At 33.5% G+C, this 26,120-nt stretch carries 24 protein-coding genes and 6 tRNA genes; 14 read left to right on the top strand and 16 right to left on the bottom strand.

What is annotated here, in order from left to right:
* Positions 1-95: 95 nt before the first annotated feature.
* The 3 genes from OH814_RS16885 to OH814_RS16875 all read right to left on the bottom strand — a co-directional run bounded on the left by OH814_RS16885 (position 96) and on the right by OH814_RS16875 (position 1,510).
* Positions 96-169 (bottom strand) — tRNA-Arg (locus OH814_RS16885).
* Positions 170-299: 130 nt separating this feature from the next.
* Positions 300-374: transfer RNA gene (locus OH814_RS16880), tRNA-Pro, on the bottom strand.
* A gap of 356 nt (positions 375-730) precedes the next feature.
* Positions 731-1,510 carry an AraC family transcriptional regulator gene (locus tag OH814_RS16875; protein ID WP_308828956.1) on the bottom strand — a complete coding sequence of 260 codons (780 nt, stop codon included), beginning with the start codon at positions 1,508-1,510 and terminating at the stop codon, positions 731-733.
* Between the two features lie 79 nt (positions 1,511-1,589).
* Here OH814_RS16875 and OH814_RS16870 point away from each other — a divergent pair, with 79 nt between their 5' ends.
* Complete coding sequence (locus OH814_RS16870; RefSeq protein WP_308828955.1) at positions 1,590-2,792, top strand: MFS transporter; 1,203 nt, start codon at positions 1,590-1,592, stop codon at positions 2,790-2,792.
* A 101-nt stretch (positions 2,793-2,893) separates the two neighbouring features.
* Here the strand turns inward: OH814_RS16870 and OH814_RS16865 are convergent.
* The 5 genes from OH814_RS16865 to OH814_RS16845 form a co-directional block, all read right to left on the bottom strand.
* A tRNA-OTHER gene (locus OH814_RS16865) sits at positions 2,894-2,958 on the bottom strand.
* The gene (locus OH814_RS16860; protein WP_308828961.1) at positions 2,943-3,197 is read right to left on the bottom strand and encodes a GIY-YIG nuclease family protein; all 255 of its coding nucleotides are present in this window, start codon (positions 3,195-3,197) and stop codon (positions 2,943-2,945) included. Before OH814_RS16860 ends, OH814_RS16865 begins: the two co-directional genes overlap by 16 nt.
* A gap of 49 nt (positions 3,198-3,246) precedes the next feature.
* Positions 3,247-3,320 (bottom strand) — tRNA-Arg (locus OH814_RS16855).
* Between the two features lie 129 nt (positions 3,321-3,449).
* A tRNA-Pro gene (locus tag OH814_RS16850) sits at positions 3,450-3,524 on the bottom strand.
* A 13-nt stretch (positions 3,525-3,537) separates the two neighbouring features.
* Positions 3,538-3,624: transfer RNA gene (locus tag OH814_RS16845), tRNA-Ser, on the bottom strand.
* Positions 3,625-3,760: 136 nt separating this feature from the next.
* On the opposite strand from OH814_RS16845, the gene OH814_RS16840 reads away from it, so the two are divergent.
* The 4 genes from OH814_RS16840 (at position 3,761) to OH814_RS16825 (ending at position 8,330) form a co-directional block, all read left to right on the top strand.
* Positions 3,761-4,786, top strand: a complete 1,026-nt coding sequence (locus OH814_RS16840) for an N-acetylmuramoyl-L-alanine amidase (protein WP_308828954.1) — start codon at positions 3,761-3,763, stop codon at positions 4,784-4,786.
* 67 nt (positions 4,787-4,853) lie between these two features.
* Positions 4,854-6,254: an aspartate ammonia-lyase gene (gene aspA / locus OH814_RS16835; protein ID WP_308828953.1), complete on the top strand. Its 1,401-nt coding sequence runs from the start codon at positions 4,854-4,856 to the stop codon at positions 6,252-6,254.
* 88 nt (positions 6,255-6,342) lie between these two features.
* Positions 6,343-7,197 (top strand): glycosyltransferase family A protein, encoded by an 855-nt coding sequence (locus tag OH814_RS16830; RefSeq protein WP_308828952.1) that lies wholly within the window; start codon positions 6,343-6,345, stop codon positions 7,195-7,197.
* 104 nt (positions 7,198-7,301) lie between these two features.
* Positions 7,302-8,330, top strand: coding sequence for a hypothetical protein (locus OH814_RS16825; RefSeq protein ID WP_308828951.1), 1,029 nt, complete (start codon positions 7,302-7,304; stop codon positions 8,328-8,330).
* Here OH814_RS16825 and OH814_RS16820 read toward each other — a convergent pair.
* From OH814_RS16820 to OH814_RS16810, 3 genes are all read right to left on the bottom strand, one after another.
* On the bottom strand, positions 8,323-9,798 hold the full coding sequence (locus tag OH814_RS16820) for a lipopolysaccharide biosynthesis protein (protein ID WP_115619767.1): 1,476 nt from the start codon (positions 9,796-9,798) through the stop codon (positions 8,323-8,325). The genes OH814_RS16825 and OH814_RS16820 overlap by 8 nt on opposite strands.
* Before the next feature lie 9 nt (positions 9,799-9,807).
* On the bottom strand, positions 9,808-10,602 hold the full coding sequence (locus OH814_RS16815) for an FkbM family methyltransferase (protein ID WP_308828950.1): 795 nt from the start codon (positions 10,600-10,602) through the stop codon (positions 9,808-9,810).
* A gap of 104 nt (positions 10,603-10,706) precedes the next feature.
* A complete protein-coding gene (locus tag OH814_RS16810) occupies positions 10,707-11,384 on the bottom strand; it encodes a DUF2461 domain-containing protein (RefSeq protein WP_076563104.1) in 678 nt (225 codons plus the stop codon).
* A gap of 273 nt (positions 11,385-11,657) precedes the next feature.
* Between OH814_RS16810 and OH814_RS16805 the strand changes: the two genes are divergently transcribed.
* The 9 genes from OH814_RS16805 to OH814_RS16765 all read left to right on the top strand — a co-directional run bounded on the left by OH814_RS16805 (position 11,658) and on the right by OH814_RS16765 (position 21,547).
* Positions 11,658-13,391: a DEAD/DEAH box helicase gene (locus OH814_RS16805; RefSeq protein ID WP_076563102.1), complete on the top strand. Its 1,734-nt coding sequence runs from the start codon at positions 11,658-11,660 to the stop codon at positions 13,389-13,391.
* 222 nt (positions 13,392-13,613) lie between these two features.
* A complete protein-coding gene (locus tag OH814_RS16800) occupies positions 13,614-14,252 on the top strand; it encodes a DUF47 domain-containing protein (protein ID WP_074229593.1) in 639 nt (212 codons plus the stop codon).
* A 15-nt stretch (positions 14,253-14,267) separates the two neighbouring features.
* Positions 14,268-15,410: an inorganic phosphate transporter gene (locus OH814_RS16795; RefSeq protein ID WP_076563100.1), complete on the top strand. Its 1,143-nt coding sequence runs from the start codon at positions 14,268-14,270 to the stop codon at positions 15,408-15,410.
* A 102-nt stretch (positions 15,411-15,512) separates the two neighbouring features.
* Positions 15,513-16,484, top strand: coding sequence for a polyprenyl synthetase family protein (locus OH814_RS16790; RefSeq protein ID WP_076563090.1), 972 nt, complete (start codon positions 15,513-15,515; stop codon positions 16,482-16,484).
* An 86-nt stretch (positions 16,485-16,570) separates the two neighbouring features.
* On the top strand, positions 16,571-17,527 hold the full coding sequence (locus tag OH814_RS16785; RefSeq protein WP_308828949.1) for a GSCFA domain-containing protein: 957 nt from the start codon (positions 16,571-16,573) through the stop codon (positions 17,525-17,527).
* A 31-nt stretch (positions 17,528-17,558) separates the two neighbouring features.
* Entirely contained in the window at positions 17,559-18,071 is a 513-nt protein-coding gene (locus OH814_RS16780) for a DUF4269 domain-containing protein (RefSeq protein ID WP_308828948.1), read from the top strand.
* Between the two features lie 4 nt (positions 18,072-18,075).
* On the top strand, positions 18,076-18,837 hold the full coding sequence (locus OH814_RS16775) for a TatD family hydrolase (protein WP_308828947.1): 762 nt from the start codon (positions 18,076-18,078) through the stop codon (positions 18,835-18,837).
* 12 nt (positions 18,838-18,849) lie between these two features.
* A complete protein-coding gene (locus OH814_RS16770) occupies positions 18,850-20,001 on the top strand; it encodes a hypothetical protein (protein WP_308828946.1) in 1,152 nt (383 codons plus the stop codon).
* Positions 20,002-20,017: 16 nt separating this feature from the next.
* Positions 20,018-21,547 carry a hypothetical protein gene (locus tag OH814_RS16765; RefSeq protein WP_308828945.1) on the top strand — a complete coding sequence of 510 codons (1,530 nt, stop codon included), beginning with the start codon at positions 20,018-20,020 and terminating at the stop codon, positions 21,545-21,547.
* A 67-nt stretch (positions 21,548-21,614) separates the two neighbouring features.
* On the opposite strand, the gene OH814_RS16760 is transcribed toward OH814_RS16765, so the two are convergent.
* The 5 genes from OH814_RS16760 to obgE form a co-directional block, all read right to left on the bottom strand.
* Positions 21,615-22,445: an IS3 family transposase gene (locus OH814_RS16760; protein WP_308828960.1), complete on the bottom strand. Its 831-nt coding sequence runs from the start codon at positions 22,443-22,445 to the stop codon at positions 21,615-21,617.
* Positions 22,433-23,098 (bottom strand): helix-turn-helix domain-containing protein, encoded by a 666-nt coding sequence (locus OH814_RS16755; protein WP_308828944.1) that lies wholly within the window; start codon positions 23,096-23,098, stop codon positions 22,433-22,435. Before OH814_RS16755 ends, OH814_RS16760 begins: the two co-directional genes overlap by 13 nt.
* Positions 23,025-24,293 carry a DEAD/DEAH box helicase gene (locus tag OH814_RS16750; RefSeq protein ID WP_308828943.1) on the bottom strand — a complete coding sequence of 423 codons (1,269 nt, stop codon included), beginning with the start codon at positions 24,291-24,293 and terminating at the stop codon, positions 23,025-23,027. The genes OH814_RS16755 and OH814_RS16750 overlap by 74 nt, the downstream gene beginning before the upstream one ends.
* Positions 24,294-24,459: 166 nt before the next feature.
* Positions 24,460-24,951, bottom strand: a complete 492-nt coding sequence (locus OH814_RS16745; RefSeq protein WP_308828942.1) for a DUF6438 domain-containing protein — start codon at positions 24,949-24,951, stop codon at positions 24,460-24,462.
* A gap of 105 nt (positions 24,952-25,056) precedes the next feature.
* Positions 25,057-26,040 carry a GTPase ObgE gene (obgE, locus tag OH814_RS16740; protein WP_076561536.1) on the bottom strand — a complete coding sequence of 328 codons (984 nt, stop codon included), beginning with the start codon at positions 26,038-26,040 and terminating at the stop codon, positions 25,057-25,059.
* Positions 26,041-26,120: the final 80 nt, after the last annotated feature.

The raw sequence follows: 26,120 nt of genomic DNA, 5'->3' as shown, positions 1-26,120 counted from the left end.
TGATAATTAATTTTTTTCTAAAGTTCTAAATTCAAGTATATAGAATGAAATTAATGCGCACAAAAAAACTCACAATAGAAATTGTGAGTTTTAAGTGAGCGCGTCAGGATTCGAACCTGAGACCGTCTGCTTAGAAGGCAGATGCTCTATCCAGCTGAGCTACGCACCCATTTGTAATTTTAAGAAATTACTAAAACTTTTAAGTGATTGTTTCAGCTTCGACCGTTCCGAGAATCGGAATGCTCTATCCAGCTGAGCTACGCACCCATTGAATAGTTTTGATAAAACTACTAAAACAGTCGGGGCGGCAGGATTCGAACCTGCGACCTCCTGGTCCCAAACCAGGCGCGATGACCGGACTACGCTACGCCCCGATTAAAGGTCATCTTTAACAAGAATTACCTTGTTTTTTGTGGGTGCAAAGATAGGATATTTTTTTATAATTCAAAATAAAATCTACAATAATTTTTGATCAATATTGAATGTCTTCTTTTTTATTGTCCTTACAGTATTCATAACCATTAACTTATCTTAAAATATGAAATGAAAAATATTTTTATAATTTTTTTATTAATTGTATTAAAAAGGCTTTTAGCTGATTTAAATATTGAGCCTTAATGAAGGTTTGCAAAATCGAGAAATAAGATTATTGCAAATTGGAATCTAAGAAAATGGTATTTCTTTTCCGAATTAATGATACAAAAGCAGACAATTTTTAGCTATAGTCACATTAAATTGTCTTCAAAAAATCACTCGGACTGTATTGCATTACAGATTTAAAACTGTTTGTATAAGCCTGCAAAGTTTTGTAACCTACTTTATAAGCGATCTCAGAGATTGTCCATTTATGAGCGCTTAGAAGTTCGAGGCTTTTAATAATACGGAGCATCTGTTGGTATTTACTCAAAGTAAGGCCTGTTTCTTTTTTAAAAATTCTTTCGATAGAACGGAGCGACAAAGCAGCTATTTCACTTAGTTCGTCCATTTTAAGATCTTTAGTATAATTATTGTTCAGATATTTTATAGCCTTGGTAAGGCGTTTGTCGTCCGGAAGACTGATATGCAACTGAATAGCGTTTGCTACGAAGTTGGGGAGCTCATTATATAATGCTTTCAAAAATATATTTTCATCGGCACTTTCTTCTATATTTCTAGACCATTTTTCGGCATATTTTATCATTTCTTTGAGAACGGGAGGAACCGAAAATATATTGACGTCGTGATAAAACAAATCACTCTTACTTACTTCAAAAAAGATGATCATCAATTTGATCATTTCAGAATGTGAATTGGTTTTATGAATGGCATTGGGCGGAATCCAGGCAACATGATTTTGTGGCAAAAGATAAATTTTTCCATTCACTGTTAAATATTGAAAACCACTTTCTACATAAATTAATTGCGCTTTTTCGTGTTTATGCACCACATTATCATGTGTCCAGTTGTCTTCAAACCAAACAAAATAAGGTTTGTAAATATCGTCAACAGATAAGGTTTTTCCGGAAAGCATGTCGTTTTAGATTAATATTATGGCAAATATATATAAAATAACAAAGCTACTTTTGTAATATTAATTTTTATAAAGTATTATGAAAAACAAAATAATAAGAAAATCCTCTTATATCGTATTGATTATAAATGTGTTGGTTTTGATTTTGGTATCCAGTAATCTTCGTTCTCCTATCACTTCTGTAGGCCCTGTTCTCAATCAGATTAGTAGTTCGCTTCATTTAAACAATTTACAAAGCAGTATGCTTACATCGATCCCGCTTCTGATGTTTGCAAGCTGTTCTGTTTTGGTGAGTAGATTCTCGCATCGCTTCAGTATCAATAGGTTTTTGTTGTATGCTTTAATTATTCTGAGCTTCGGGCTTTTTATGAGAGTATTCGGATCAGTCTGGACTTTATTTACAGGATCAATATTTATAGGTTTAGGAGTTTGCATCGGAAACGTAATTACACCTGGTTATATCAAAAATAATTTCCCGAAACAGATAGGTTTAATGACCGGTATTTTTGCTGTTTCAATGAATCTTACAGCTGCTTTGGCTTCAGGATATAGTGTAAGTCTTGGTGAATGGACGGGTTATGGATGGCGCGGTTCTTTGGGAGTTTGGCTTGTCATTGCATTGTTGGCATTATTTGTAGTGATTTTAGAATTATTACTGAATAAATCCAGGCTAAAACAAACCGGAAATTCGCTTGTTAAGTCTGATTTTAATATGTTTAAATCTGCTCAGGCTTGGAATATCAGTATTTTTATGGGGCTTCAGTCTTTGGTGTATTATTCACTAATTTCGTGGTTGCCTGCTGTTCTTGGTGATTACGGAATGCAGGGGAATGGACCTGGCTGGGTTTTGTTTATTATACAGATTTCGATGATACCGATTACTTTTGTAGGACCTGTTATCGCAAGTAAAATGAAAAATCAAAAAGCAATGATTGTTTTTATTTCTGTGTTGATGCTTGCGAGTATTCTGATGTTTGCTTGGCTAAAGTCAGAATGGATTTATGCAACTGCGGTGTTATTAGGGTTATCAAATGGTTTGTCGTTTAGTTTGTCGATTCTATTTTTCTCTTTGCGGACAAAATCTAGTGCCAATGCGATTAAAATTTCAGGAATGGCACAATCTGTAGGATATTTGATAGCTGCTTTCGGACCGGCTGTTTTCGGTAAATTGCATGATTACGATGCTTCCTGGAAATTGTCATTTTACTTTTTAGGAATTTCTGTCATCGTGATGTTTTATTTTGGAATCAAAGCAGCAAGAAGAAAGTTTGTAGAAGATTAAATGGAAAAATTTACTATCTAAATAATAAAAAGATTTAGAGTAAAGTATGTAGCAAAAACACATGAAACTAATGTAAATAAAAAAACTCACAATAGAAATTGTGGCGCGTCAGGATTCGAACCTGAGACCGTCCCGATGAATCGGGGTGCTCTATCCAGCTGAACGCTTGATTAATTCAATCATTTTGATCTTACTTTTCCATGATTTGATTTGTAATTCTCTTTTGTATGCAGAGCTTTTATCAGAGAATTTTTCAAAATACACAATAATCCAGTCTTTAGTTTTTGAAGTATAGCCTTTATGATTTGAAAGATGCTTTCTTAATCTTTCCTGTAAATCCTCACAGGAACTTCCAATATAATATTTGTCAAGAGATTTAGAATAAAGGATGTAGCAAAAACACATGAAACTAATGTACACAAAAAAACTCACAATAAAAATTGTGAGTTTTGAGTGAGCGCGTCAGGATTCGAACCTGAGACCGTCTGCTTAGAAGGCAGATGCTCTATCCAGCTGAGCTACGCACCCATTTGTAATTTTAAGAAATTACTAAACTTTTAAGCGAATGTTTCAGCCTTGACCGTTCCGAGAATCGGAATGCTCTATCCAGCTGAGCTACGCACCCATTGAATAGTTTTGAGAAAACTACCAAAACAGTCGGGGCGGCAGGATTCGAACCTGCGACCTCCTGGTCCCAAACCAGGCGCGATGACCGGACTACGCTACGCCCCGAGAATAATAAATGCGGAGAGTAAGGGATTCGAACCCTTGGTACCGTTTCCAGTACGCATGTTTAGCAAACATGTCCTTTCGGCCACTCAGGCAACTCTCCATTTATTATGTATTTTTAAGATCTTTTGTTCTGTTATTGCGAGTGCAAATATAGAATAGATTTCTTTATTTACCAAATAAAATTCAGAAAAAAATTGTGTATTTTTACGCTGATAAATGATTAAAAATTTAAACTAATGCGTAAGACATTATATATCATCGGCTTAAGTATATTCGCTTTTTCGTGTACATCACAAAAAAATATTAAAAAAAATACTTACCGTCCCAAAACAGTAGTCACACAACCAAAAACTGTAACTAATTCTGCTTCTCAGGAAAAAAATAAACCACAAATTACAAAAGAAAGTGGAGCCGAGTTTTTTACAACCAATATTGCAGATATAACCAAAAATGATAACACAGCCAGTTACGGTTCTATTGTTTCTGCAAAACCTGCCGGATACAAAGTTGTAAAAACTTATTTCCCTGCGATTGCACAAAATTTCAGACAAAAATATCTGATTTTGCATTATACTGTTTTACCCGATGATAAATCGATAACGGTTCTTACACAACAAGGAGTGAGCGCACATTATCTGGTAAATAATTTAGGAGATAATGAGATCTATCAATTGGTGGATGAAAACAAACGTTCTTATCATGCCGGAGTAAGTGCGTGGCGCGCAGATAAAAATCTGAACGATACTTCAATAGGAATTGAAATTGTAAATATGGGATACACGGCAGATGCGACAGGCGGAAAGATATTTCAGCCTTTTAGCGATGATCAGATCAAAAAAGTGGCGGCTTTAGCTAAAGATATTGTGAAAAGATATAATATTCCTGCAACCAATGTTTTGGCGCATTCAGATATTGCTCCGGCAAGAAAACAAGATCCGGGTCCACAGTTTCCATGGAAAAAACTATACGATGAATATCAGATCGGAATGTGGTATGATGAAGCTGCCAAACAAAGTTTTCTTACTTCGGCGCAGACGGATGTTTCAATGAGATATAATGAAACTCCGTTTATCTTTTTGGTTCAGACTGCATTGCAGAAATTTGGTTACGAAGTTTTTCCTAACGGAAAATGGGATGATGTTACAAAAAAAACTATCGAAGCATTACAATATCATTTCAGGCCTCAGAATTACGACGGGATTATGGATGCCGAAACATGGGCAATTCTTCAGGCTTTAAATGAAAAATATCCTACAAAATAAATTTTAAAGCGCATCTTCACGGTGCGTTTTTTATGAATCAAATATTAAAACTATTAAATACTATTTAATGGAAAATTTCAGACAAGAAAGTGATTTACTCGGTGAACTAAATGTACCGATAAATGCTTATTACGGAGTTCAGACTCAGCGAGCAATAGATAATTTCAAAATTTCAGGACAGCTGTTATCATCATATCCTGAATTTATCAAAGGTTTGGCTTATGTGAAAAAAGCAGCTGCAAAAACCAATTATGAATTGGGTCTTTTAGATCAGGATTTGTATTTTAAAATTTCAGAAACCTGTGACGAATTAATCGGTGGATTGTTTCACAGTGAATTTCCGGTAGATATGATTCAGGGTGGGGCAGGAACTTCTATCAACATGAATGCTAATGAAGTGATTGCCAATCGTGTTTTAGAAAAATTAGGTAAAAATAAAGGTGAATACGAATTCTGTTCACCAAACGATCATATCAATCTTTCACAGTCTACCAATGATGCATATCCTACTGCAATAAAAATGGGATTGTTGCAGATGAACGAAAAATTGGTGAAAAAATTGATAGGAATCGTTGATGCATTCCGCGAAAAAGGAAAAGAGTTTCATGATGTCATTAAGATGGGAAGAACGCAGCTTCAGGATGCTGTTCCGATGACGATGGGACAAGAATTTGAAGCTTTTGCGGCAACTTTAGAAGAAGATATCTCAAAACTGAATAATAATGCCAATCTATTTGTTGAAGTCAATATGGGCGCAACGGCAATCGGAACAGGAATCAACGCTCCAATCGGTTATGCAACGCTTTGTGCTAAAAATTTAGCTGAATTGACAGGATATCCGGTTGTTTCAGCTCCAGATTTGGTTGAAGCAACTCCAGACACAGGTTCTTACGTGATTTATTCTTCAGCAATGAAGCGCCTTGCTGTGAAACTTTCTAAAATCTGTAATGATTTAAGATTGCTTTCTTCAGGACCTAGAGCGGGATTATCTGAGATCAATCTTCCTCCGATGCAGCCCGGTTCATCTATTATGCCTGGAAAAGTAAATCCTGTAATTCCGGAAGTGGTTAATCAGGTTTGCTTTAAAGTGATTGGAAATGATCTTACCGTGACTTTCGCTGCTGAAGCGGGACAATTGCAGTTGAATGTAATGGAGCCTGTACTTTCGCATGCGATTATGGAGAATATTCATTTCTTGTGCAACGCTTTAGAAACGCTTCGTGAAAAATGTGTCATCGGAATTACTGCCAATAAAGATGTTTGCCTGAATATGGTAAAACACAGTATCGGAATTGTAACCGCTTTGAATCCTTACATAGGATACAAACAATCTACAAAAATTGCAAAAGAAGCTTTAGCAACCGGTAAAAGTGTTTATAATTTGGTTTTGGAGCAGAACTTACTTTCGCAGGAAAAATTAGATGAAATTCTGGATCCTAAAAATATGCTGAAACCGCACAATAAATAATATTAACGATAATTGGTAAATGATAATTGATGCAAGCTAACTGTTGAATATTATCATTTACCAATTATTTTCATCTGATAATTTTACATTGAAATTTTTACTCATAATTCCTGCACACAACGAGGAAAATAATCTTCCGTTTACTTTAGATTCTTTACAACAGCAAAGTTTTAAGGATTTTAAAGTGGTGGTGGTGAATGATGGCTCGACAGATAAGACTTCAGAAGTCATTAAAAAGTATACGGATCAGGATTCCCGATTTGAAACCATTAATCTGGAAAAGTCATTGCATCAACCGGGTTCAAAAGTTGTTGCGGCTTTTAAAAAAGGGTTGCAGACTCAGGATCTGAATCAGTTTGATATTATTTGCAAGTTTGATTCAGATATTATTCTGGCTGAAAATTATCTACAAACTGTTGCAGATTCTTTTATAAAAAATCCTGATTATGGTCTGGTCGGCGGACTTTTGTATGTCGAAAAAAACGGAGAATGGGTGTATGAAGGGAATTCCAATAAACATCATGTTCGTGGCCCGATGAAAGCTTACAGAAAGGAATGTTTTCTTCAAATAGGAGGTTTGCGTGAAACGTTAGGTTGGGATAATATTGATGCAATTTTGCTTCAAAATTTAGGCTGGAAAGAAATTGTCCTTCCTAATTTACATGTGAAATTAATTAAAGTAAAAGGAGCAGATTATACCATAAAACCAGCAGATTATTACGGCAGATATTTTTATTTTTTAGGCTTAAACCGTTTTCTGACTTATGTTGCGGCAGCTAAAGAAGCTGCAAAAATAAAATCGCCTTCGTTTTTGTTTCAGATTATCAGTTCATACGAAAAATGCAAATCTCAAAATCTTGAATTGAAAATTTCAAAAGACGAGCAAAAGGTTATCAATAAACAACGTTGGGACATGTTTAAAAAGAAATGGTTTAAAATGTGACTCATTTTAAATTTCAATAGGAATGGGCTTTAGCCCATTTAAAAAAATAGAATCATTTCATTGGCTTTAGCCTAAACTTAACATCTAAATTTTAAATTTTCATTTTGAAAAAAATAGCTTACATAGAAATCGATACTCACGCAGAAATTGCAGCCGATTTTATGGATCTAATGGAAGATTCAAAAGAATTTTCCGTGGACTATTATTTTTCTGAACGAATTAGAAATCAGATTGATACTCATAGTTTGCCTTTCTTTTTGTCGGATAATTCAATGATTTTAGATCAGCTTAAATCTAAAAAATATGATCTCATAATTATTGGAACGGTTCATCGATATTTCAATACTTTTCTGAATATTACCAATAAATATAAAACCGCTGTCATTGTTCATAATCTCAATTTTTCAAAGGCTTCCAAATTAGATTTAATCAAAAATGTTTTAAAGGAAGATGTTGTTTACCGACTGAAATTATGGTGGAAAGAAGGTTTATTCAATGCTTCAAAAGTGTACAGAAAATCAAAGCATCTTTTGGTGTTGGATAAAGAATTTTCTTCACAGCAATATCAATTTTTACCGCTTTTTTACGCTAAAGAATTTGCTCAAAATGAGAATGAAAAATTAATTGTTGTAATTCCGGGAGGAGTTTCTCAAAAAAGAAGAGATTATCAGCATGTTTTAGAGGTAATTCAAAAAACGAAAGGAACTGAAAATATTGAATTTGTGCTTTTAGGTAAAACAAAAGGAGAAGAACTGGATGCAATTAAAAAAGTATCCGATCAATTTACTATAAAGCATTTCAAAGAAAGAGTTTCTCAGGAAGATTTTGAAGTGTGGATGAAAAAAGCAGATGTTTTATGGTGTCCGATTCAACAGCAAACCGAATTTTTCAGCCAAAAAGAAGTGTACGGAAAAACAAAAATGACCGGGAATATTGGTGATGCAATAAAATTTGGTAAAATCGCAGTTTTCCCCGCAAATTATACTTCAGATCTTGATTTTATTGTTACCGAAAAAGAAAATGTTATTGAACAGTTTTATGAATTGCAGAATTTTAACTATGATTTTCAGAAAGAATACAGCAAGCAAACTGTTCTCGAAAATTTAGAAAACCTTCTTAAAAAGCTTACTTAAATTTCAAAATACTTTTAATAAATCTCATATTCAGATAATCTTCAATTGGGAATATTTTGGTGAAATGATTTCCAATAAATATTAAGATTAAAACGACTGCAGGTTTATAGACTAAATTGATGAAATTATTATCAAAAACAGGCAAAACAATCGCTACCGTAATCGCTAAAGTACAGATAATCGACACAAAAATCATTTCAATAGAGAAAGGGGAAACCTTAAACACGAAATAATTGAAAATAACTTTAATAAGGTTATAAATAGTCACTGAAATTGCGGTTGAAAGAGCAATGCCAATCAGCGAAAGATCAGTGTGGTTGATGAAATACCAGTTTAAGCTAATCGTTAAACCAGCCAATAAAAGCATTACGATAATATTGAATTTGTAATATTTTGAAAGCGAGATAATGTTGCCATTAAAACCAGTCGCTAAATCCATTAAAACAGCAGAGCCCCAAATCCAGATTACGGGTTCGTACATCCTTAATAAATCTCCTTTGTTAGGCATGAAATGCGTTAAATATGGGAATCCAACCATGATGCAACCAAACAATACAGCTCCCAGGAAATAAATAGTTAACGATGTTTTTTTATGGAATCTGTCGAGATCTTCCATGTCTCCATCAGCTAAATTTTTTCGGATGATGGGTGCAGAAATATTAAATAACCCCAATTGCGGAATTGAAATCAAAGAAATAAGAGCGAGTAAAATACTGTAAACTGCAATCTCTTCTTCACCAATAAACTCACCAATCATATAATTGTTGATCGCCATATGATTTCCGAAAGTTCCTAAAAATCCAAAGAAACTATACGCTGCAAATTCCTTATAAAAATTGTCTTTCTTAAAGTAGTCTCTGCTGAAATCAAGGTTTATTTTTTCAAGTTTGTTCGTGTAATAGATGTATCCTGAAAGCATTAAGGCAAACATTCCGAAGAAAAAGGCCAATGCAATCTGCTCTGAAAACTGAAAATAAAAGAACAGGCAGAAAGATCCCAAATTTGCTAATTTGGGCAAAAGATTATCGAAAATATTAGAAACAACAATCCTCTTGTAATTGGAAATATATCTGTTGAAAATTGCGCATAAAGAAAGCGTTAAAACGAGCGGAAGAATGTACTTTTTGCTTTCCCAGATTTTCATTTTGGTAAACTCAGGAAAAACAGTCGGAATAAGAAAGAAAATAATAAGAAATACTAAGAAATTAATACCGACCAATCCCAAAGAAAGCGATAGCATATTTTGGTGCTTATCATCTTCGTGAGCTTTGCCAAAAAATTTCACATTCGAATACGAAATTCCCAACACAACAAAAGGAACTAGCATTTCTGCAGCAGACATAATGTATCTTAGTTTTCCGTAAAAAAAGAGGTCGTTGGTGAAAATAAAGATGGAGAACATCCCGATCAACGTCGCGACGTATCCGATGATGGAATACTTAAAACCCTGCCTTGCAACTACACTCATACTTAGATTTTATTGATTTTTACTAATGAAAATGATGTTGTTGATGTACTCTGTTTTATTTTTTTCGTCACTGATGTTTTTTAATAGGATTTCTTCCGTCAGTTTTTCGAGGGTAAATGTTTTCCTGTTTAAATAATGCGCTTCAAAGCCCCAGTTTTCAACCTCAGAAATCTCGTTCCAGATCGGTTGATCGTGGTGTCTTTGTTCCATTTCAACCATTAAAGTCGGCTTGAATTTTTGTATTGTTTCTTTTCCGCCAAAAAGAGTTTTCATTTCGTTTCCTTCTACATCAATCTTGATGAAATCTATTTTTTTGATATTTTTAGATTTTGCCCAGTCATCCAGTTTTACAACTTCTACGGTTTCTGTATAGCTGTTTTCTTCGTCTTTCTCTTTGTAAGAAGTATTGAGCGTGCCTCTCGAAGCAACCATTTTTCCTTTGATAATCGGAACTTTAAACTGTGCTGTTGTATTTTCATCAGAAAGTGCCACAGAAGAAATATTCATCGACGGAAAAAGTCTTTTTAGTCTGATGTTGAGTTTTTTATTAGGCTCAAAAGCGTAAATGTTCTTGTGATTCAGCTTGTTTTCAAACTGATAAAGGAAAGTGCCTACATTGGCTCCGATGTCAAAAATTACAGCGTCGTTTTGCAGATATTCTTTAATCCAAACAAGTTCAGGTTCTACATTACGGCCTGAAAAATTTTCTTTTGTAAGATTTTTTAAACTTTTAAAATATCTCTGTTTGTAAAAACTTGGGCTTATGTACTGTAGTTTTTCTGCGAGTTGCTGGTATAAAGACATTGTATGGAAATTTGACGACCAGCAAAGGTAATGAAAAATGTTAAATTGTTGTTAAAAATTCTTAATTGTAATCGTTTGATTATCAGTGTTTATTTTGCTGTTGTTTAATTTTGAGCATTTGAAATTGAGGTATCTAGAAAATCGTTTAAAGGTTTTGCAGCCTCAAATATCTTAGAAATATTTTTTATTGCATTTTTATCAGAAAGATCTTTGTTGGTGATATTATAAACCCCGATGAAGCTTTTCAGTTTTAAATATTCTGCCATCGGATCTTCCTTTTCAAAACCCTGCGGAACATTCTTCAACTTGTGCTCCGGGTCTAGTTCGCCGTACACTTTTTTGAAGTCCTTATCTTCTACGGCTTTAAGGAAATCATCTTTAAATAGAGAGATTTCCTTTCTAATTGCTTTTAAAATAGGAGCTTCAGGTAAGTAAATTCCACTTGCTAAAAAAGATTTTCCAGATTCTACATGAAGATAAAAACCTGCTTTGGTATTCATTTTTCCCATTCCGAGTGATGCGCCGAAGTACGTTTTGTAAGGTGTCTTGTCTTTTGAAAACCTGGTATCACGATAGATTCTTAGCAATGATTTTTTAGCATCAAGCTTTAAAATATTTTCATCGAATTTTCCCATTTCGGCAATTAGTTCTTCAGTGAAATCCTGAAAATCTGATTGGGCTTCAAGAAAAATATTTTTGTGATCATTGAACCATTCACGGTTGTTATTTTTCTCGATGAGTTTTAAAAAATCGAATATTTTAGGGGATATCTGCGATGCCATATTTTAAATTTTTATCAAATTTAAATAATAATATTGAAAATAGTAAAGAAGAATATTTTCATTATTTCATAATTATTAATCTGTAAAATGTATTATTCAGCAATTGTAATTATTGTTGAAAAATTTTTAAATTAAAAATAAAAAAGCTGTTGTTTTTTTGTCTAAATATAAAAATGATTGTGGTTTTCTAAAATAAAATTATCAATTCGTTAATATTGTATAATTCAATATCCAAATAAAAGCTGTATCTTTGCAAAAATTTTATAATATTTAATGAATTTATTTACGGAGACCAATTTAAGTCCTGATATCCTTAAGGCCATTGGCGAACTGGGTTACGAAAGCCCGACAGAAATCCAAAAACAGACTATCCCTTTTATTCTTTCAGATATTCGCGATCTAATCGCACTTGCGCAGACAGGGACAGGCAAAACAGCAGCGTTTTCGCTTCCGATTTTGGATATGATTGACGATACGAGTCGCAAAATCCAATTTTTGGTGCTTTGTCCGACACGAGAATTATGTCTTCAGATTACAAAAGACATCAAAAATTATTCAAAGTACATGCAGAACATCAAAACTACAGCAGTTTACGGTGGAAGCAGTATTGTGGATCAGATTCGTTCTTTGAAGGAGAAGCCGCAGATTATTGTGGGAACTCCGGGAAGGGTGATCGATTTGATTAACAGAAAGGCATTAGACTTTTCAGAAATTCACTGGTTGGTTTTAGACGAAGCAGATGAAATGCTTTCAATGGGTTTCAAAGACGAGTTGGAAACCATTATGAGAGAAACTCCTGAAACAAAACAAACTTTCTTGTTCTCGGCAACGATGAGCAAAGAAGTGGAGAGAATTTCAAAAAATTATTTGACAAAACCTCACCGTATTTCTGTGGGTTCTATTAACGAAGTTAAGAAGAATATTAAGCACGAATATTATGTGGCTGGTTACCGTCATAAAAAAGAGGCTTTGAAGAGATTGATCGATTCAAACCCGAACCAATATTCAATTATTTTCTGTAGAACAAGAATGGAAACTCAGGAAGTTGCCGATTTCTTGATGCAGAATGGTTATGCAGCAGATGCTCTTCATGGTGATCTTTCTCAGGCGCAGAGAGATACGGTAATGAAGAAATTCAGACTGAAAAATATTGATATTTTGGTAGCAACTGATGTTGCAGCAAGAGGATTAGACGTAGATTCTTTAACTCACGTTGTACATTATTCTTTACCGGATGATCCTGAAGTATTCGTTCACAGAAGTGGTAGAACGGGTAGAGCCGGAAAAGATGGTATCTCTATTTCTTTGATTAAACCTGAAGAAAGCAGAAAATTGAAGCAGATAAAATCTGTTACGAAGATTGATATCGCTGAAGCTAGAATTCCTACAGGTGAAGATATCGTAAAAGCTCAGGTTGCAGGTGTTTTCGAAAACTTACTTGAAGTACAGAAAGATTTCTTTGAATTTGATGATTCATTGATTCCTGATCTTTCAGAATTTACAAAAGAAGAATTGGTGCACAAATTACTTCAGTTCCAACTTAAAGATCTTGCTTTGTATTACAAAGACAAGCATGATATTCTGGAGCAGAAAATGAGCAGCAGAGATGATGACAGAGGTGGAAGAGACCGTGACAGAGGTAGAGATCGTGACAGAGGAAGAGATAGAGACCGCGACAGAGGTCCTAGAGGAGATCGGGACGGAAGAAGCGACAGAGGAGAAAGAAGAGGTGATCGTGGTGGTAAACCAAGACAAAAAGATGAGAACATGACTAGGTTTTTCTTCAATCTTGGTAAAAAAGATCAGTTGAAAAAACTTGATGTTTTAGAAATCATCAATAAAGCTACTTCTAGTAAAGGAAACAAGAGAGCCGAAATCGGTAATATTGAAATTCTTGAAAAATTCTCATTCTTTGAGATTGAAAAATCTTATAAAAATGAACTTTTAGGAAATATCCAATCGATGAAGTTTAAAGGAAAAGATATGAGAGCTGAAGAAGCTAACTAATCTTATTCTTACCATATAATTTGAGCCGGCATTTTTTGTCGGCTCTTTTTTTGTAAACACTTGTTTAAGTTGTTGATTCCAAAGTTTATAGAAAAAAGCTGATTGTGCGTCATTTTTTAAGCTGATAAATATTACCTCAATGTGAACAAAAATTAACGCTGGATGCTTTTTGGTAACATGGTTTTTTAAGAAATTTGCACACGAATTTATAAATACTATAAAATGGGCATTGGTAATATTTTCCACGCTTTTCAACCAAAAGATAAAATCTTTTTTGTGCTTTTCGAAAAAGTTACAGATAATCTGGTTGCTATGTCAAACGATTTTAATCACGGAATCAAAGATTTTGATCTGAATGATGATTCTATGCTAAAATTGATGAGCGACTACGAGCACAAAAATGATGAGCTTACTCACGAGATCTTTGTTGAATTGGGGAAAAACTTCATTACACCTTTCGATCGTGAAGACATTCACACGTTAGCTACCGGTTTAGATGATATCGCAGATTATATCTATGCGTCTGCAAAATATATTTTTCTTTACAAATCTCCTTTAATGAAGGCTTATGCAGATTTTTCATTGTTGATTCACAAAGCTTGTCTTGAGATTCAGAATGCAATGAAAAACCTTAAAGGTTTCAAAAATATGGAGCAGGTAAAAGAAGCTTGTATCAAAGTAAACTCTATAGAAAATATTGCAGATGATCTTCTTTCAAATTCTATGGTAGAATTGTTTGAAACCAATGATGCGATTAATATTATCAAAATTTCATCAGTATTAAATTACCTTGAAGTAGTAACCGATAAAGCAGAAGATGTTGCCAATACAATTGAAAACATCATGATTAAATACGCATAAAACAATATAACAGAAATGGATTTTCCTATTTTACTTACGGTTATTATTGCTTTAGCTTTAATCTTCGATTACATCAACGGTTTTCATGATGCGGCAAACTCTATTGCAACCATTGTTTCTACTAAAGTTCTTACACCGTTTCAGGCGGTTCTTTGGGCGGCAGTTTGGAACTTTGCAGCTTTCTTCATCGCAGTTTATATTATCGGAGAATTTAAAATTGGTAATACAATTGCAAAAACCGTCAACGAAAACTTTATTACGCTGGAAGTAATTTTTTCAGGTCTTATTGCGGCAATTGCCTGGAATCTTTTAACATGGTGGTTTGGTATTCCTTCATCATCATCACATACTTTGATTGGTGGGTTTTTGGGAGCAGCATTAATGCATGCTTTCCTGATGGATTACAACGAAGTGGTAGCAACTCAACCGGATTTGGGAATGTTTGCTACGCTAAAAGAAGCCATGATGAAAGTAACAACCCAAGATGTTGTGAAATTCAGCAAAGTAATTCCTATTTTCTTATTCATATTCCTGGCACCGGTTATCGGGATGATTATCTCAATTATCATCACTTTAATTATTGTTCATTTATACAAAAAATCAAATCCGCACAAAGCAGACAAATCATTCAAGAGACTTCAGTTGGCGTCTTCAGCTTTGTTCAGTTTAGGTCACGGTTTGAATGATGCTCAGAAAGTAATGGGGATTATTGGTGCAGCTTTAATTTACTATCATGTAAATATGTTGCAGGATCCTGTTTATTTAAATATTGCACCTGCAGACCGTTTCAACTATTTCTCTCAACACTATATGTGGGTTCCTCTGGTTTCTTTCATTGCTATTGCATTAGGAACGATGAGTGGTGGATGGAAAATTATCAAAACAATGGGTACGAAAATCACAAAAGTAACACCATTGGAAGGAGTAAGTGCTGAAACAGCTGGAGCAATCACGCTTTTCATCACCGATCACTTTGGTATTCCGGTTTCTACAACGCATACCATTACAGGTTCTATCATTGGTGTAGGTCTTACCAAAAGAATCTCTGCAGTACGTTGGGGAATCACGGTAAGCTTACTGTGGGCTTGGGTGTTAACAATTCCTATCTCGGCGATTGTTGCTGGAATTACTTATTTGGTAATTACCTATTTTTCATAAACAAAAAAAATTATCACAATACAAAACTTTGTCCGTTTGGGCAAAGTTTTTTGTTTTACAACCCCTCAGAAAATCGTATTTTTGTTCAAATTAAAATCTTTTATGGAATTCTTAGACACCTACCAACAGATTGTTGCTGATGCTATTACTAAATATACGTTTAAAGACAAACCTACAGAACTGTATGAGCCGATGAATTATATCATCTCGCACGGTGGAAAACGTCTCCGTCCGATTATGGTTTTAATGGCTTGCGACTTATTTGGTGGTGATCAGAAAGAAGCGATAAAGCCGGCTCTGGCGATTGAGTTTTTTCATAATTTCACGTTGATTCACGATGATATTATGGATGAAGCTCCGCTAAGAAGAAACAAACCGACTATTCATACCATTCACGGTCTTAATACAGGAATTCTTTCAGGAGATGGCCTAATGTTGAAAGCATACAAGTTTTTTGAAGATTTGGAGCCGGAAATTTTTAAAGCTTGCGTCAGAATTTTCACACATACAGGTTTACTTCTATGCGAAGGTCAGCAATATGATATTAATTTTGAAACTCAGGAAAATGTAACGTTTGATGATTATATCAGAATGATTACTTATAAAACCGGAGTTTTGAGCGCTTCATCTTTTGAGATCGGAGCAATGATCGCTAAAGCACAGTTTAAAGATGCTAAAGCAATTTTCAATTTTGGAAAACACATTGGTATCGCTTTCCAGATTATGGATGATTATTTGGATGTTTTCGGAGATCAGGCTCAGTTCGGAAAAAAGCATGCCGGAGATATTTATGAAAATAAAAAAACGGTACTTTATCTTTTGGCAAGAGAACACGGAACCGAAGAAGAGCGTAAAGAATTAGATTACTGGTATTCTAAAAAGACCGATAACATCGATAAAGTATATGGTGTTGAAAAGATTTTCAGAAGAACAAGAGTTGATGAGAAAGCATTACGTCTGATCGAAAAACATAATGAAATCGGACAAAGTTATTTAGCAAAAATAAATGTTCCCGAAGAAAAGAAAAGACCATTCTCTGAACTTGCTAACTATTTGCTAAGAAGAGAAAGCTAAATTAGGTAATAGATTTTAGGAATTAGGGCTTAGTTTGTAAACTGCCTTTTACTAATTCCTAAAACCTAAATCCTACTCCAAAAAATATGAAATTCCGTACAGAAGTTGACATACAATCGTCGCAACAAAAAATTGAAATTGAAGATAAAATATTTTCGATAGGTTCTTGTTTTGCCTCAGAAATGTCAGATTTGTTTCAGAAAGGTCAGCTTCAGACGGTAAACAATCCTTTTGGGACGATTTTTAATCCGTTTTCGATTAATAATTCAGTCAAAAGACTTCATGATTCGGAATTTTATCATGAAGATGATCTGATTTCCTATCATGACGAATTTATTTCTTTGGATCATCACACCAATTTTGATACAAGATACGTTCACCAGACTTTAGAGAAAATCAATTCGAAAATAGAAGAAGGAAATCGCTTTTTGCAGGAATCCAATTGGGTGATTATTACTTATGGAACTTCATTTATCTATGAATTTGAACCTAAAAAAAAGCTGGTTGCAAATTGTCATAAGATTCCACAAAAATTCTTTGAAAAAAGACTTTTAACGCATCAGGAACTTACAGATTCCATTTACGATACGATTATTAATCTTCATGATATTTGTCCGGAAAATGTTCAGATTCTGTTTACGGTTTCACCCGTTCGTCACACAAAAGACGGAATGATCGAAAATCAACTGAGTAAATCAAAATTAATTACGGCAATTCATGAAGTGAGTTCACAGTTTGAAAACTGCCATTATTTGCCGGTTTACGAAATCTTAATGGATGATTTGCGGGATTATCGATTTTATAAAGAAGATTTGATACATCCTAATTCACAAGCCGTTAATTATATTTTTGAGAAATTTGGTGAAGCTTACTTTTCAACTGAAACTAAAGATTTTATTAGAGAAAATTTTAAAATTAATAAAGCTTTAGAACATCGAACAGACGACGAAAAAGATCCAAAATTTATTGAATTTAAAGAAAAATTAAATCAAAGAATTGAAGTTCAGAGGCAAAAAGTAAAACACAACATATTCAAGGTTTAAAGTTCAATGTTTAATGTTAAAATCTAATTTTATGATTGATTTTACCAAACTCGATTATCTGAAGATAGGAAATAAAAGACAGAAAAGAGCTTATGAAATTCTTACAGAATATAGAATCTTCGAGGTTTTAGAACATTATTTGCCAATTTTAGCAGGAACAATTCCTATTGAGATTGATGTTGAAGGAAGTGATTTGGATATAATTTGTGAAGTTGAGGATAAAATTGAGTTTGAGAAATTTTTAGTTCAAAATTTTTCGGAGTTTGATTTGAAAATTGAAAAAATTACGATTAAAGAAGAAAATTCTATCATTTGTAATTTTCAACTGGAAGAATTTTCTATCGAAATTTTTGCGCAAAATATGCCAACTATTGAGCAAAATGCTTATCGCCACATGATCGTCGAATATAAAATTTTGCAGGAAAATGGAGAGGAGTTTAAACAAAAAATAATCGATCTTAAGAAAAAAGGAATCAAAACCGAGCCGGCTTTCGGAGTGCTTTTAGGCTTAAAAAATCCTTACGAAGATCTTTTAAAAATTTAAAATAATGATTGATACACATACGCATTTATATGCTGAAGAATTTGATGAAGATAGAAAAGAAACGATTCAAAGAGCTTTAGATAAAGGAATTACAGAGTTTTATCTTCCGGCGATCGATTCAGAATCGCACGAAAAAATGCTTCAGTTAGAAAGTGAATATCCAAACCAGATTTTTTCGATGATGGGGCTTCATCCTTGTTACGTAAAGCCAGAATCTTGGGAAAGAGAACTTGAATTAGTCAAAAAATATCTTGATCAAAGACATTTTCCTGCGATCGGAGAAATCGGGATTGATTTGTATTGGGATAAATCAACTTTAGATATCCAAATAAAAGCTTTTGAACAGCAAATTGATTGGGCGATAGAAAAAGATTTGCCCATCGTTATCCACACCAGAGAAAGTTTTGACGAGACTTTTGAAGTTTTAGAAAGAAAAAAGCATCCCAAACTTCGCGGGATTTTTCATTGTTTTTCAGGAAATTTAGAACAGGCAAAACATGCTTTAGATTTAAACTTTATTTTGGGAATTGGTGGAGTAGTAACCTTCAAAAATGGAAAAATCGATCAGTTTTTAAATGAAATTCCATTAGAAAAAATTGTTCTGGAAACAGATTCACCTTATCTTGCTCCAGTTCCGTTTAGAGGAAAAAGAAATGAAAGTTCTTACTTAGATTTGATTGCCGGAAAATTGGTTGATATTTATCAGAAAGATTTTGCTGAGATCGATAAAATTACAACTGAGAATGCGAGGAAAATGTTTAAATAATTATAAAAAATAATGAATGCAATAAAATATTTGAAGAATGATAATGTCATGAAACTTGTGATGTTCTTCATTTATTTTACAGTTAATCTATTATTTATTATAAAGTACGGAGTACGACAAGATAAGATTCCTATTTCTTTTTTAGTCGCTTTTTTTTCTTTCATACATATTTTAATCTATAAATATGACAAATTTTTTGTTAATGAATTGAAAATTACAAAGACTTTTTTGTCTTTGTTTTTAGGAGTTGTTTTGTCGGTTTTTATATTTTTATGTCACGTAATTGATAGTCCATACAAAGTAAATATCGATCGTTGGCAGACCATAGAGTATTGTCTGAAAGATTGGTTAAATGGAGATTTTTTTTACGATAAGCCTAATTTTATTGGTCAGATGCCATCTTATCTTCCTGGTCAGTTGCTTGCTGCTGTAGGCTTTTATTTGATGGGGAATGTTGGCTATCTTCAGGTGGCTGCGTTTATTTTATTTGTAGTTGCTGCTTTTAGATTTTTTTCTAATAATAATATTCGGTTCATTACTATTTTTTTACTTACTGTATCGCTGTCTTTTATTTATGAAGTACTGTGTAAGAGTGATTTTATTTCGTCTTTTATACTTACAATAGCATTTATTATTTTCTGGTATAAAAAATTTAGTTACAATTATTTTGCAAAGCCATTATTATTAGGCGTTATTTTAGGAATTCTTTGTCTCACCAGAAGTCTTGTAATCATACCGCTCATACTATTCTTATTGAATCCATTTTTTAATGCAGATAATTCTGAAAAGCTTAAAGCCATTATTGGTTTTTTAATTAGCTTTAGTGTATTATTGGCAACGGTTATTTTACCTGTGGAAAGTTTCAAATATCTGAAAGAATATAATCCATTGAGAACACAGGGACAAGGTAATGGTTATATAATGGTGTTTTTTTTAGTTGTAACGGTAATTACCTCCAAACATGTGAAAAATATTCAGCAAGTATTTTTTTATTCAGCAATGATATATTTCCTTTTAATAGGAAGTTTCCTTATTGAATCTGTATTAAACGGAATCGCATATAATAATTTAGGAATAACTTATTTAGCAGCTAGCTTACCCTTTTCAATTATGGGTTACAGTTATATTACATCAAAAAATTTAAAAGAAAAATTTCACAAATAAAATTATTGCCTTAAACATGGAATTCATTAAAAAAAATTATCATTATCTGCTTTTTATTTCCTCCGTTTTTTTCTTAGGAAATCCTTCCAAATTTCCTGCTGATGATGGTTTTTTTTATCCTCAGATTGCATATAATGTTGTCCATAATGGTTTTATGGGGTTTAATGATTTGTATCTTACCAACGGATTTCATCCTTTATGGATGGTTTTCTGTACCGTTGCAGAATTTATAAATCCTTTTGATAAAGCGTTTGTTTTAAACATAATTTGGTTATTTCAGGTCTTGTTGGTTCTTTTTGGGTTTATTCTTTTAGAAAAAACAATTTTTAAAGAATGCAGAACAGGGAAAATATTTGGCTTAGCATTTTATTGTCTCATGTTCTTTAGCTTGGGAACATTATATCTTATTGAAGCACATCTCACGTTTTTCACTTTTGCTTTGCTTCTTTTTTTTATAAGTCGAAAATTTACAAATGATTTGGTGTTCGGTTTTGTATGTAGCTTGGTATTTTTAGCTCGGTTAGATCATATATTTGTTATTCTACCTTTAGGTTTTCTGTATTGGCACTTCAGAAAATGGAATATCAAAAGTTTAGGAATAATGCTTATTGGCTTTTTGATTTTAGCGGTGCCTTACATTATATCCAATTACTATTATTTTGGCTCTGCAGTACCGATTAGCGGAAGAATAAAGAGTTCCTTTCCACATATTCAGGAATATATTAATTTTGGGATATTTCAAAAAATATTTGCTCTTTTGGGTATTGTATATTTTCTTTTTTTAAATTTTAATAAGAAAGATCAGTACAGGAGCGTAAAATTGTCTTTTTTAATAGGAAGTTTGCTACAGCTATTTTATAATTTATTGTTTCAATCTGAAATAGGGCAATGGTATTTTGTCTCACAGATGTTTTTTTGTGGCTTGTTCGTTTATGACATTGTAAATAATTTAAAAGGAAAATTACTTAAGAAAGTTGCTTTAGATAAAATTATATTTGCCGGAGCGTTAATTTTTGTTTGCGGAATCGCCTGGCTAAAACTTACAACAAGCTTCAGTATTCAGAATAACGTATTTGCAAGCCATTCTAAATTTGAAAAAAAATCGAATGATCTTGTTCGTCAAACCGCGCAGGCATTTGAGAAAAACATCCCGAAAGATTCTCGCATTTACGTGTATGATTTTCCGGGTAAATTTGCTTTTTACTCTAATTTTAATGTAATTCCTGCAGATGGATTGGTTGCCAATAAGAACTATTTTGATGACATGAGATCCGGAAATTTTAAAAACTTTTTAAATAAAAATAAAATTGAATATCTCATTTTGCCGACTCACTTTCTCACAAAAGACGGGACACAGGCTTTTTTAGCTCTTCATGTTGATAACCGTAATGAAGATTATATTTTTAAATTTAGAAATACATTAGATCGAACGATCATTGATAGTTTAAAAGAAAGTGAACTCAATAAAATAAAATCATATCCTAACCCCATAAAAACATGGCAGCCGCAGTATGATTCTATAACGGTTTACAAGTTGAAACCTTGATTGTTTAAAAATAAAAAAGCCTTCCAAAATAGACTGCACCCAAAAGTTTAGACAAAATTAAACAATATTATAATGAAAGAGTTCGGTACTTTACCGGACTTTTTCCTTTTAAGTTAAGTCTTATTCTGTCGTGGTTGTAGTAATTAATGTATTCTTTTATTTCTTTTTTAAGTTCATCAATTGTTCTAAATTTCTTGGTGTAGAACATCTCGGATTTTAATGTTCCGAAGAAATTCTCTATTACGGCATTATCCAGACAGTTTCCTTTTCTCGACATACTCTGTACGATTCCTTTTTCTTTCAAAAGCATCTGATAGGCTTTCATCTGATATTGCCAGCCTTGATCCGAGTGGAGAATGATGTTTTCTGTATTTTTAATTTTTCTGAAGCTTTTTTTCAACATATTCACAGCCTGCGTAAAGACAGGTCTCTCTGAGAGGTCATAACTGATGATCTCTCCGTTATACAGGTCAATTATTGGTGATAAATAGAGCTTATTTCCCAAGACATTGAACTCTGTCACATCTGTTGCCCATTTCTTATTCGGGCGATCTGTTTTAAAGTTTCTTTCCAAAATATTTGGTGCTATCCTACCTTGTTCTCCTCGATAGGATTTGTATTTCTTTACCCTTATGATGCTTTTAAGTCCCAAAACTTTCATAAGTTTCATTACCGTTTTGTGATTGATCATAATTCCTTTTTCTTTCATTACCAAAGTGATACGACGGTATCCGAAACGCCCTTTGTGCCTGTGATAGATTTGTCTTATCAAGGTTTTGATTTCTCCATATTTATCTTTCTTCTCAAGGGTTTTCTGATGGTAATAGAAACTGCTCCTGGCCATTCCTGTACAATCCAGCAAGACTGACAGGTCATATTTTCGCCTTAATTCTTCGATGGCTTCTGTTTGTTCTTTTTGAGAGTTAAGGCGTCTAGCTTTTTTAGAAAATCGTTCTCGGCGCGCAGCCTTTCATTCTCCAGTAAAAGTTCTTCTTCTCTGGTCAATGGCTTGTCAGACTTCCTTTTCTTACGTTTGTAATCACTCATTATTTTGGGTCTTCCTATAGGTTTGTTTTCCAGACCTAAAATACCACCTTTTTCGTAATCACGTTGCCAATTCAAGACGGTAGATTGGGCAGGGATATCAAACCTGACACACGCTTCCCTTTGTGAGATAAACTCAGTATGGATGGCTTTCAAGACTTTAAGCTTAAACTTTAGAGAGTAACTTTTGTTTTTTCTCGGCCGGAGTCCCGATATTCCATACTTATTATAAAAGCTGATCCACTTGCGAAGATTACTCTCATTAAATCCTTTTTCTGTTGCTATAGAGTCAATCGAACGATAAGAATTCTGGTGAAGTTCAATACAGTCCAATTTGAAAGCAACGCTAAATTTTTCTTTCCTTTTCATAAAAAATGCCCCTAAAAAGTGTCTAACTTTTTGGGGGCAGTCCACAATCGGAAGGCTTTCTTGTTTATTTATTTCTGGAAAAGTTATTTTTATTCTTTGGTTTTTTAAAACCTGTATCTTTTCTTTGTTGACCTGCATTTGCCGGTTTGGGTCTCGGTGTAAAAGGTTTATTGTTAGAATCTCTCTTCTCAACAACCAAATTATCGGTGTGATAAGGATGATCTTTTACAACAGGGATTTTCATTCCAATCAGCTTTTCGGTATCTTTAAGATTAAGTAAATCTAAACCATCAACGAAAGATAAAGAACTCCCTTCAGCTCCTGCACGGCCTGTTCTTCCGATACGGTGAACGTAGGTTTCTGCAACATCAGAAAGCTCAAAATTGATAACATATTTCAGTTCATCAATATCAATACCTCTTGCTGCGATATCTGTAGCTACCAAAACACGCGTTCTTCCTGATTTAAAATTATTTAAAGCGTTTTGTCTCGCATTTTGAGATTTGTTACCGTGAATCGCTTCTGTAGCTATGTTTGCGGACTGAAGTTTTCTAGCAATCTTGTCAGCACCATGTTTTGTTCTTGAGAATACCAGAACAGATTCTTTGATGTTGTTTTCTAAAATGTGAGAAAGAAGATCCAGTTTTTTATCTTTATCAACAAAATAAACAGATTGTTTTATTGTTTCTGCAGTCGAAGAAATAGGTGTTACAGATACCTTTATTGGTGTATTCAGGATAGAATCTGCTAATTTTTGAATTTCAGTCGGCATTGTTGCAGAAAAGAAAAGAGTTTGTCTTCTTTGAGGTAAAAGTTTAATAATTCTTTTTACATCATGTACAAAACCCATATCTAGCATTCTGTCGGCTTCATCCAAAACAAAAATTTCAAGATTTTTAAGAGAAATAATTCCCTGTGCAATAAAATCTAACAATCTTCCCGGAGTCGCTACTAAAATATCAACACCTTTTCTCAATGCATTTTCCTGACTTCCTTGTTTCACACCACCAAAAACCACCAATTTTCTTAATGGTAAATTTCTTCCGTATGCGTTGAAACTTTCTTCGATTTGTATGGCTAATTCTCTTGTTGGAGTAAGAATCAATGCTTTTATATGATTGCTTTTCGGGCCTTTTCTTTCTGTAAGATTCTGTAGAATCGGGATGGCAAAAGCAGCAGTTTTACCGGTTCCTGTTTGTGCTGTACCCAGAACATCTCTGTGTTCTAAAATTGATGGAATTGCTTGTTCCTGAATAGGTGTTGGTTTTTCGTAACCTTCTTTTTGAAGCGCATCCAAGATGGGCTTAATAAGTTTTAAGTCTGTAAATAACAAAATATATATTGCGTATTAAAATAATGCGGTCGAAGCAGTATACTTCATCATTTTTTAGCAGATCTGCTAAAAAGATTAACAGAGTTTTTAAGTAATATTAATTACTATTTGGCTGAGAATGCCGCGAAATATACTGCAAATATAGCGTAAATAATTTTAAATACAATTATTGAACTTTTTCCCACTGCTGATTGTGCTTCAAATCTTCAAAAAATTGATACACAGTCTTCAGTTTTTCAGTTCCCCGTTTTCCGTAATCTTCAATGTTTTTAGATGATCCATCATTAAATTTTACTCTTAGATAAGATGTAGATAAATCGGTAATATTACGTGAGCCATATTTATCATTAAGACTTTTTAGGTCTAGACCATCAAGAAGTGTAATAAGTTTTTTGTAATCTGCTTCCTTAATAGTCGTTTTAAAAGTTCCTTCTCTGGGTTTATCAAATTCTCCTTTTGAAAATCCTTTAGAAAAATTAAAATGTTCGGCTTCCAAAACAGCTGTTCGGTCAGCGTTAATGGTCATTTTATAAATGGGGCAAGAACCAAAGCATGCACCCGCTTCATATTCTACAGTTGAGTATTTTGATGATGACATTTTCTGAGTAGTGCATGAGAAAAGAAAAATAATTGAAAAGAGACTTAATAGATATTTCATTGTTTTTTTATTTGAAATGATTGTTTCAATAAGTATTCCAAAATAGCGAATAAAAAAATAGAGAAACCTGAAAGCTTCTCTATAAATATTGATAAATATTATTTTCTATCCGTGCAATTGTTTCCAAATAGCATCTTTTAATTCAACTAAACCTTCTCCGGTAACACCCGAGAAAAACAGTGGTTTTTTGTTTTCCGGAAATTCTGCGGAAATTTCTTTTTTCAATTCATCGTCCAAAAGATCGGCTTTAGAAACAGAAATAATAAAGTCTTTATCTAAAAGTTCAGGATTATATTCTTTCAATTCATTCTCCAAAATTTTAAACTCCTGAAAATGATGTTCAGAATCTGCAGGTATTAAGAATAATAAGATAGAATTTCTTTCAATATGTCTTAAAAACCTATGGCCAAGACCTTTACCTTCTGCAGCACCTTCAATAATCCCCGGAATATCTGCCATTACAAAAGATTTGTAGTTTCTGTAATCAACGATTCCTAAATTGGGCGTTAAGGTTGTAAATGCGTAATTGGCAATTTTAGGTTTTGCTGCAGAAACAGATGCTAGTAGAGTAGATTTTCCGGCATTTGGGAAACCTACAAGACCTACATCGGCTAATATTTTAAGCTCGAAAATGATGTAACCTTCCTGACCATCCATTCCCGGTTGTGCAAAACGTGGAGTTTGATTGGTAGATGATTTGAAAAATTCATTTCCTTTACCACCTTTACCGCCTTCCATCAGGATGATTTCCTGGCCATCTTCCAATATTTCGCCTACAATTTCGCCATCTTCATTTTTAGCAATAGTTCCGATCGGCACATTGATATAAACATCTTCTCCGTACGCTCCTGTTAACTGGTTTTTTGCTCCGTTTTGTCCACGCTCAGCTTTTATGTGACGGGTATAACGAAGCGGAAGTAAAGTCCATTCATGGGCATTTCCTTTCATGATCACGTGGCCACCTCGGCCTCCGTCTCCACCATCAGGACCACCTTTGGGAATATATTTTTCACGACGAAGATGGGCAGAACCTGCGCCACCATGACCGCTTTTACAATGAATCTTTACGTAATCTACAAAATTTGACATTTCTTACAATTATGAGTTATGAGTTATGAATTATGAGAATGAATTGTAATAACTTATAACTCATCACTCATAACTTTTAA

Origin of the sequence: Chryseobacterium sp. CFS15, assembly GCF_031118795.1 — a bacterium.
Lineage (GTDB): Bacteria > Bacteroidota > Bacteroidia > Flavobacteriales > Weeksellaceae > Chryseobacterium > Chryseobacterium indoltheticum.
This window is presented reverse-complemented; position numbering and strand designations above follow the sequence as displayed.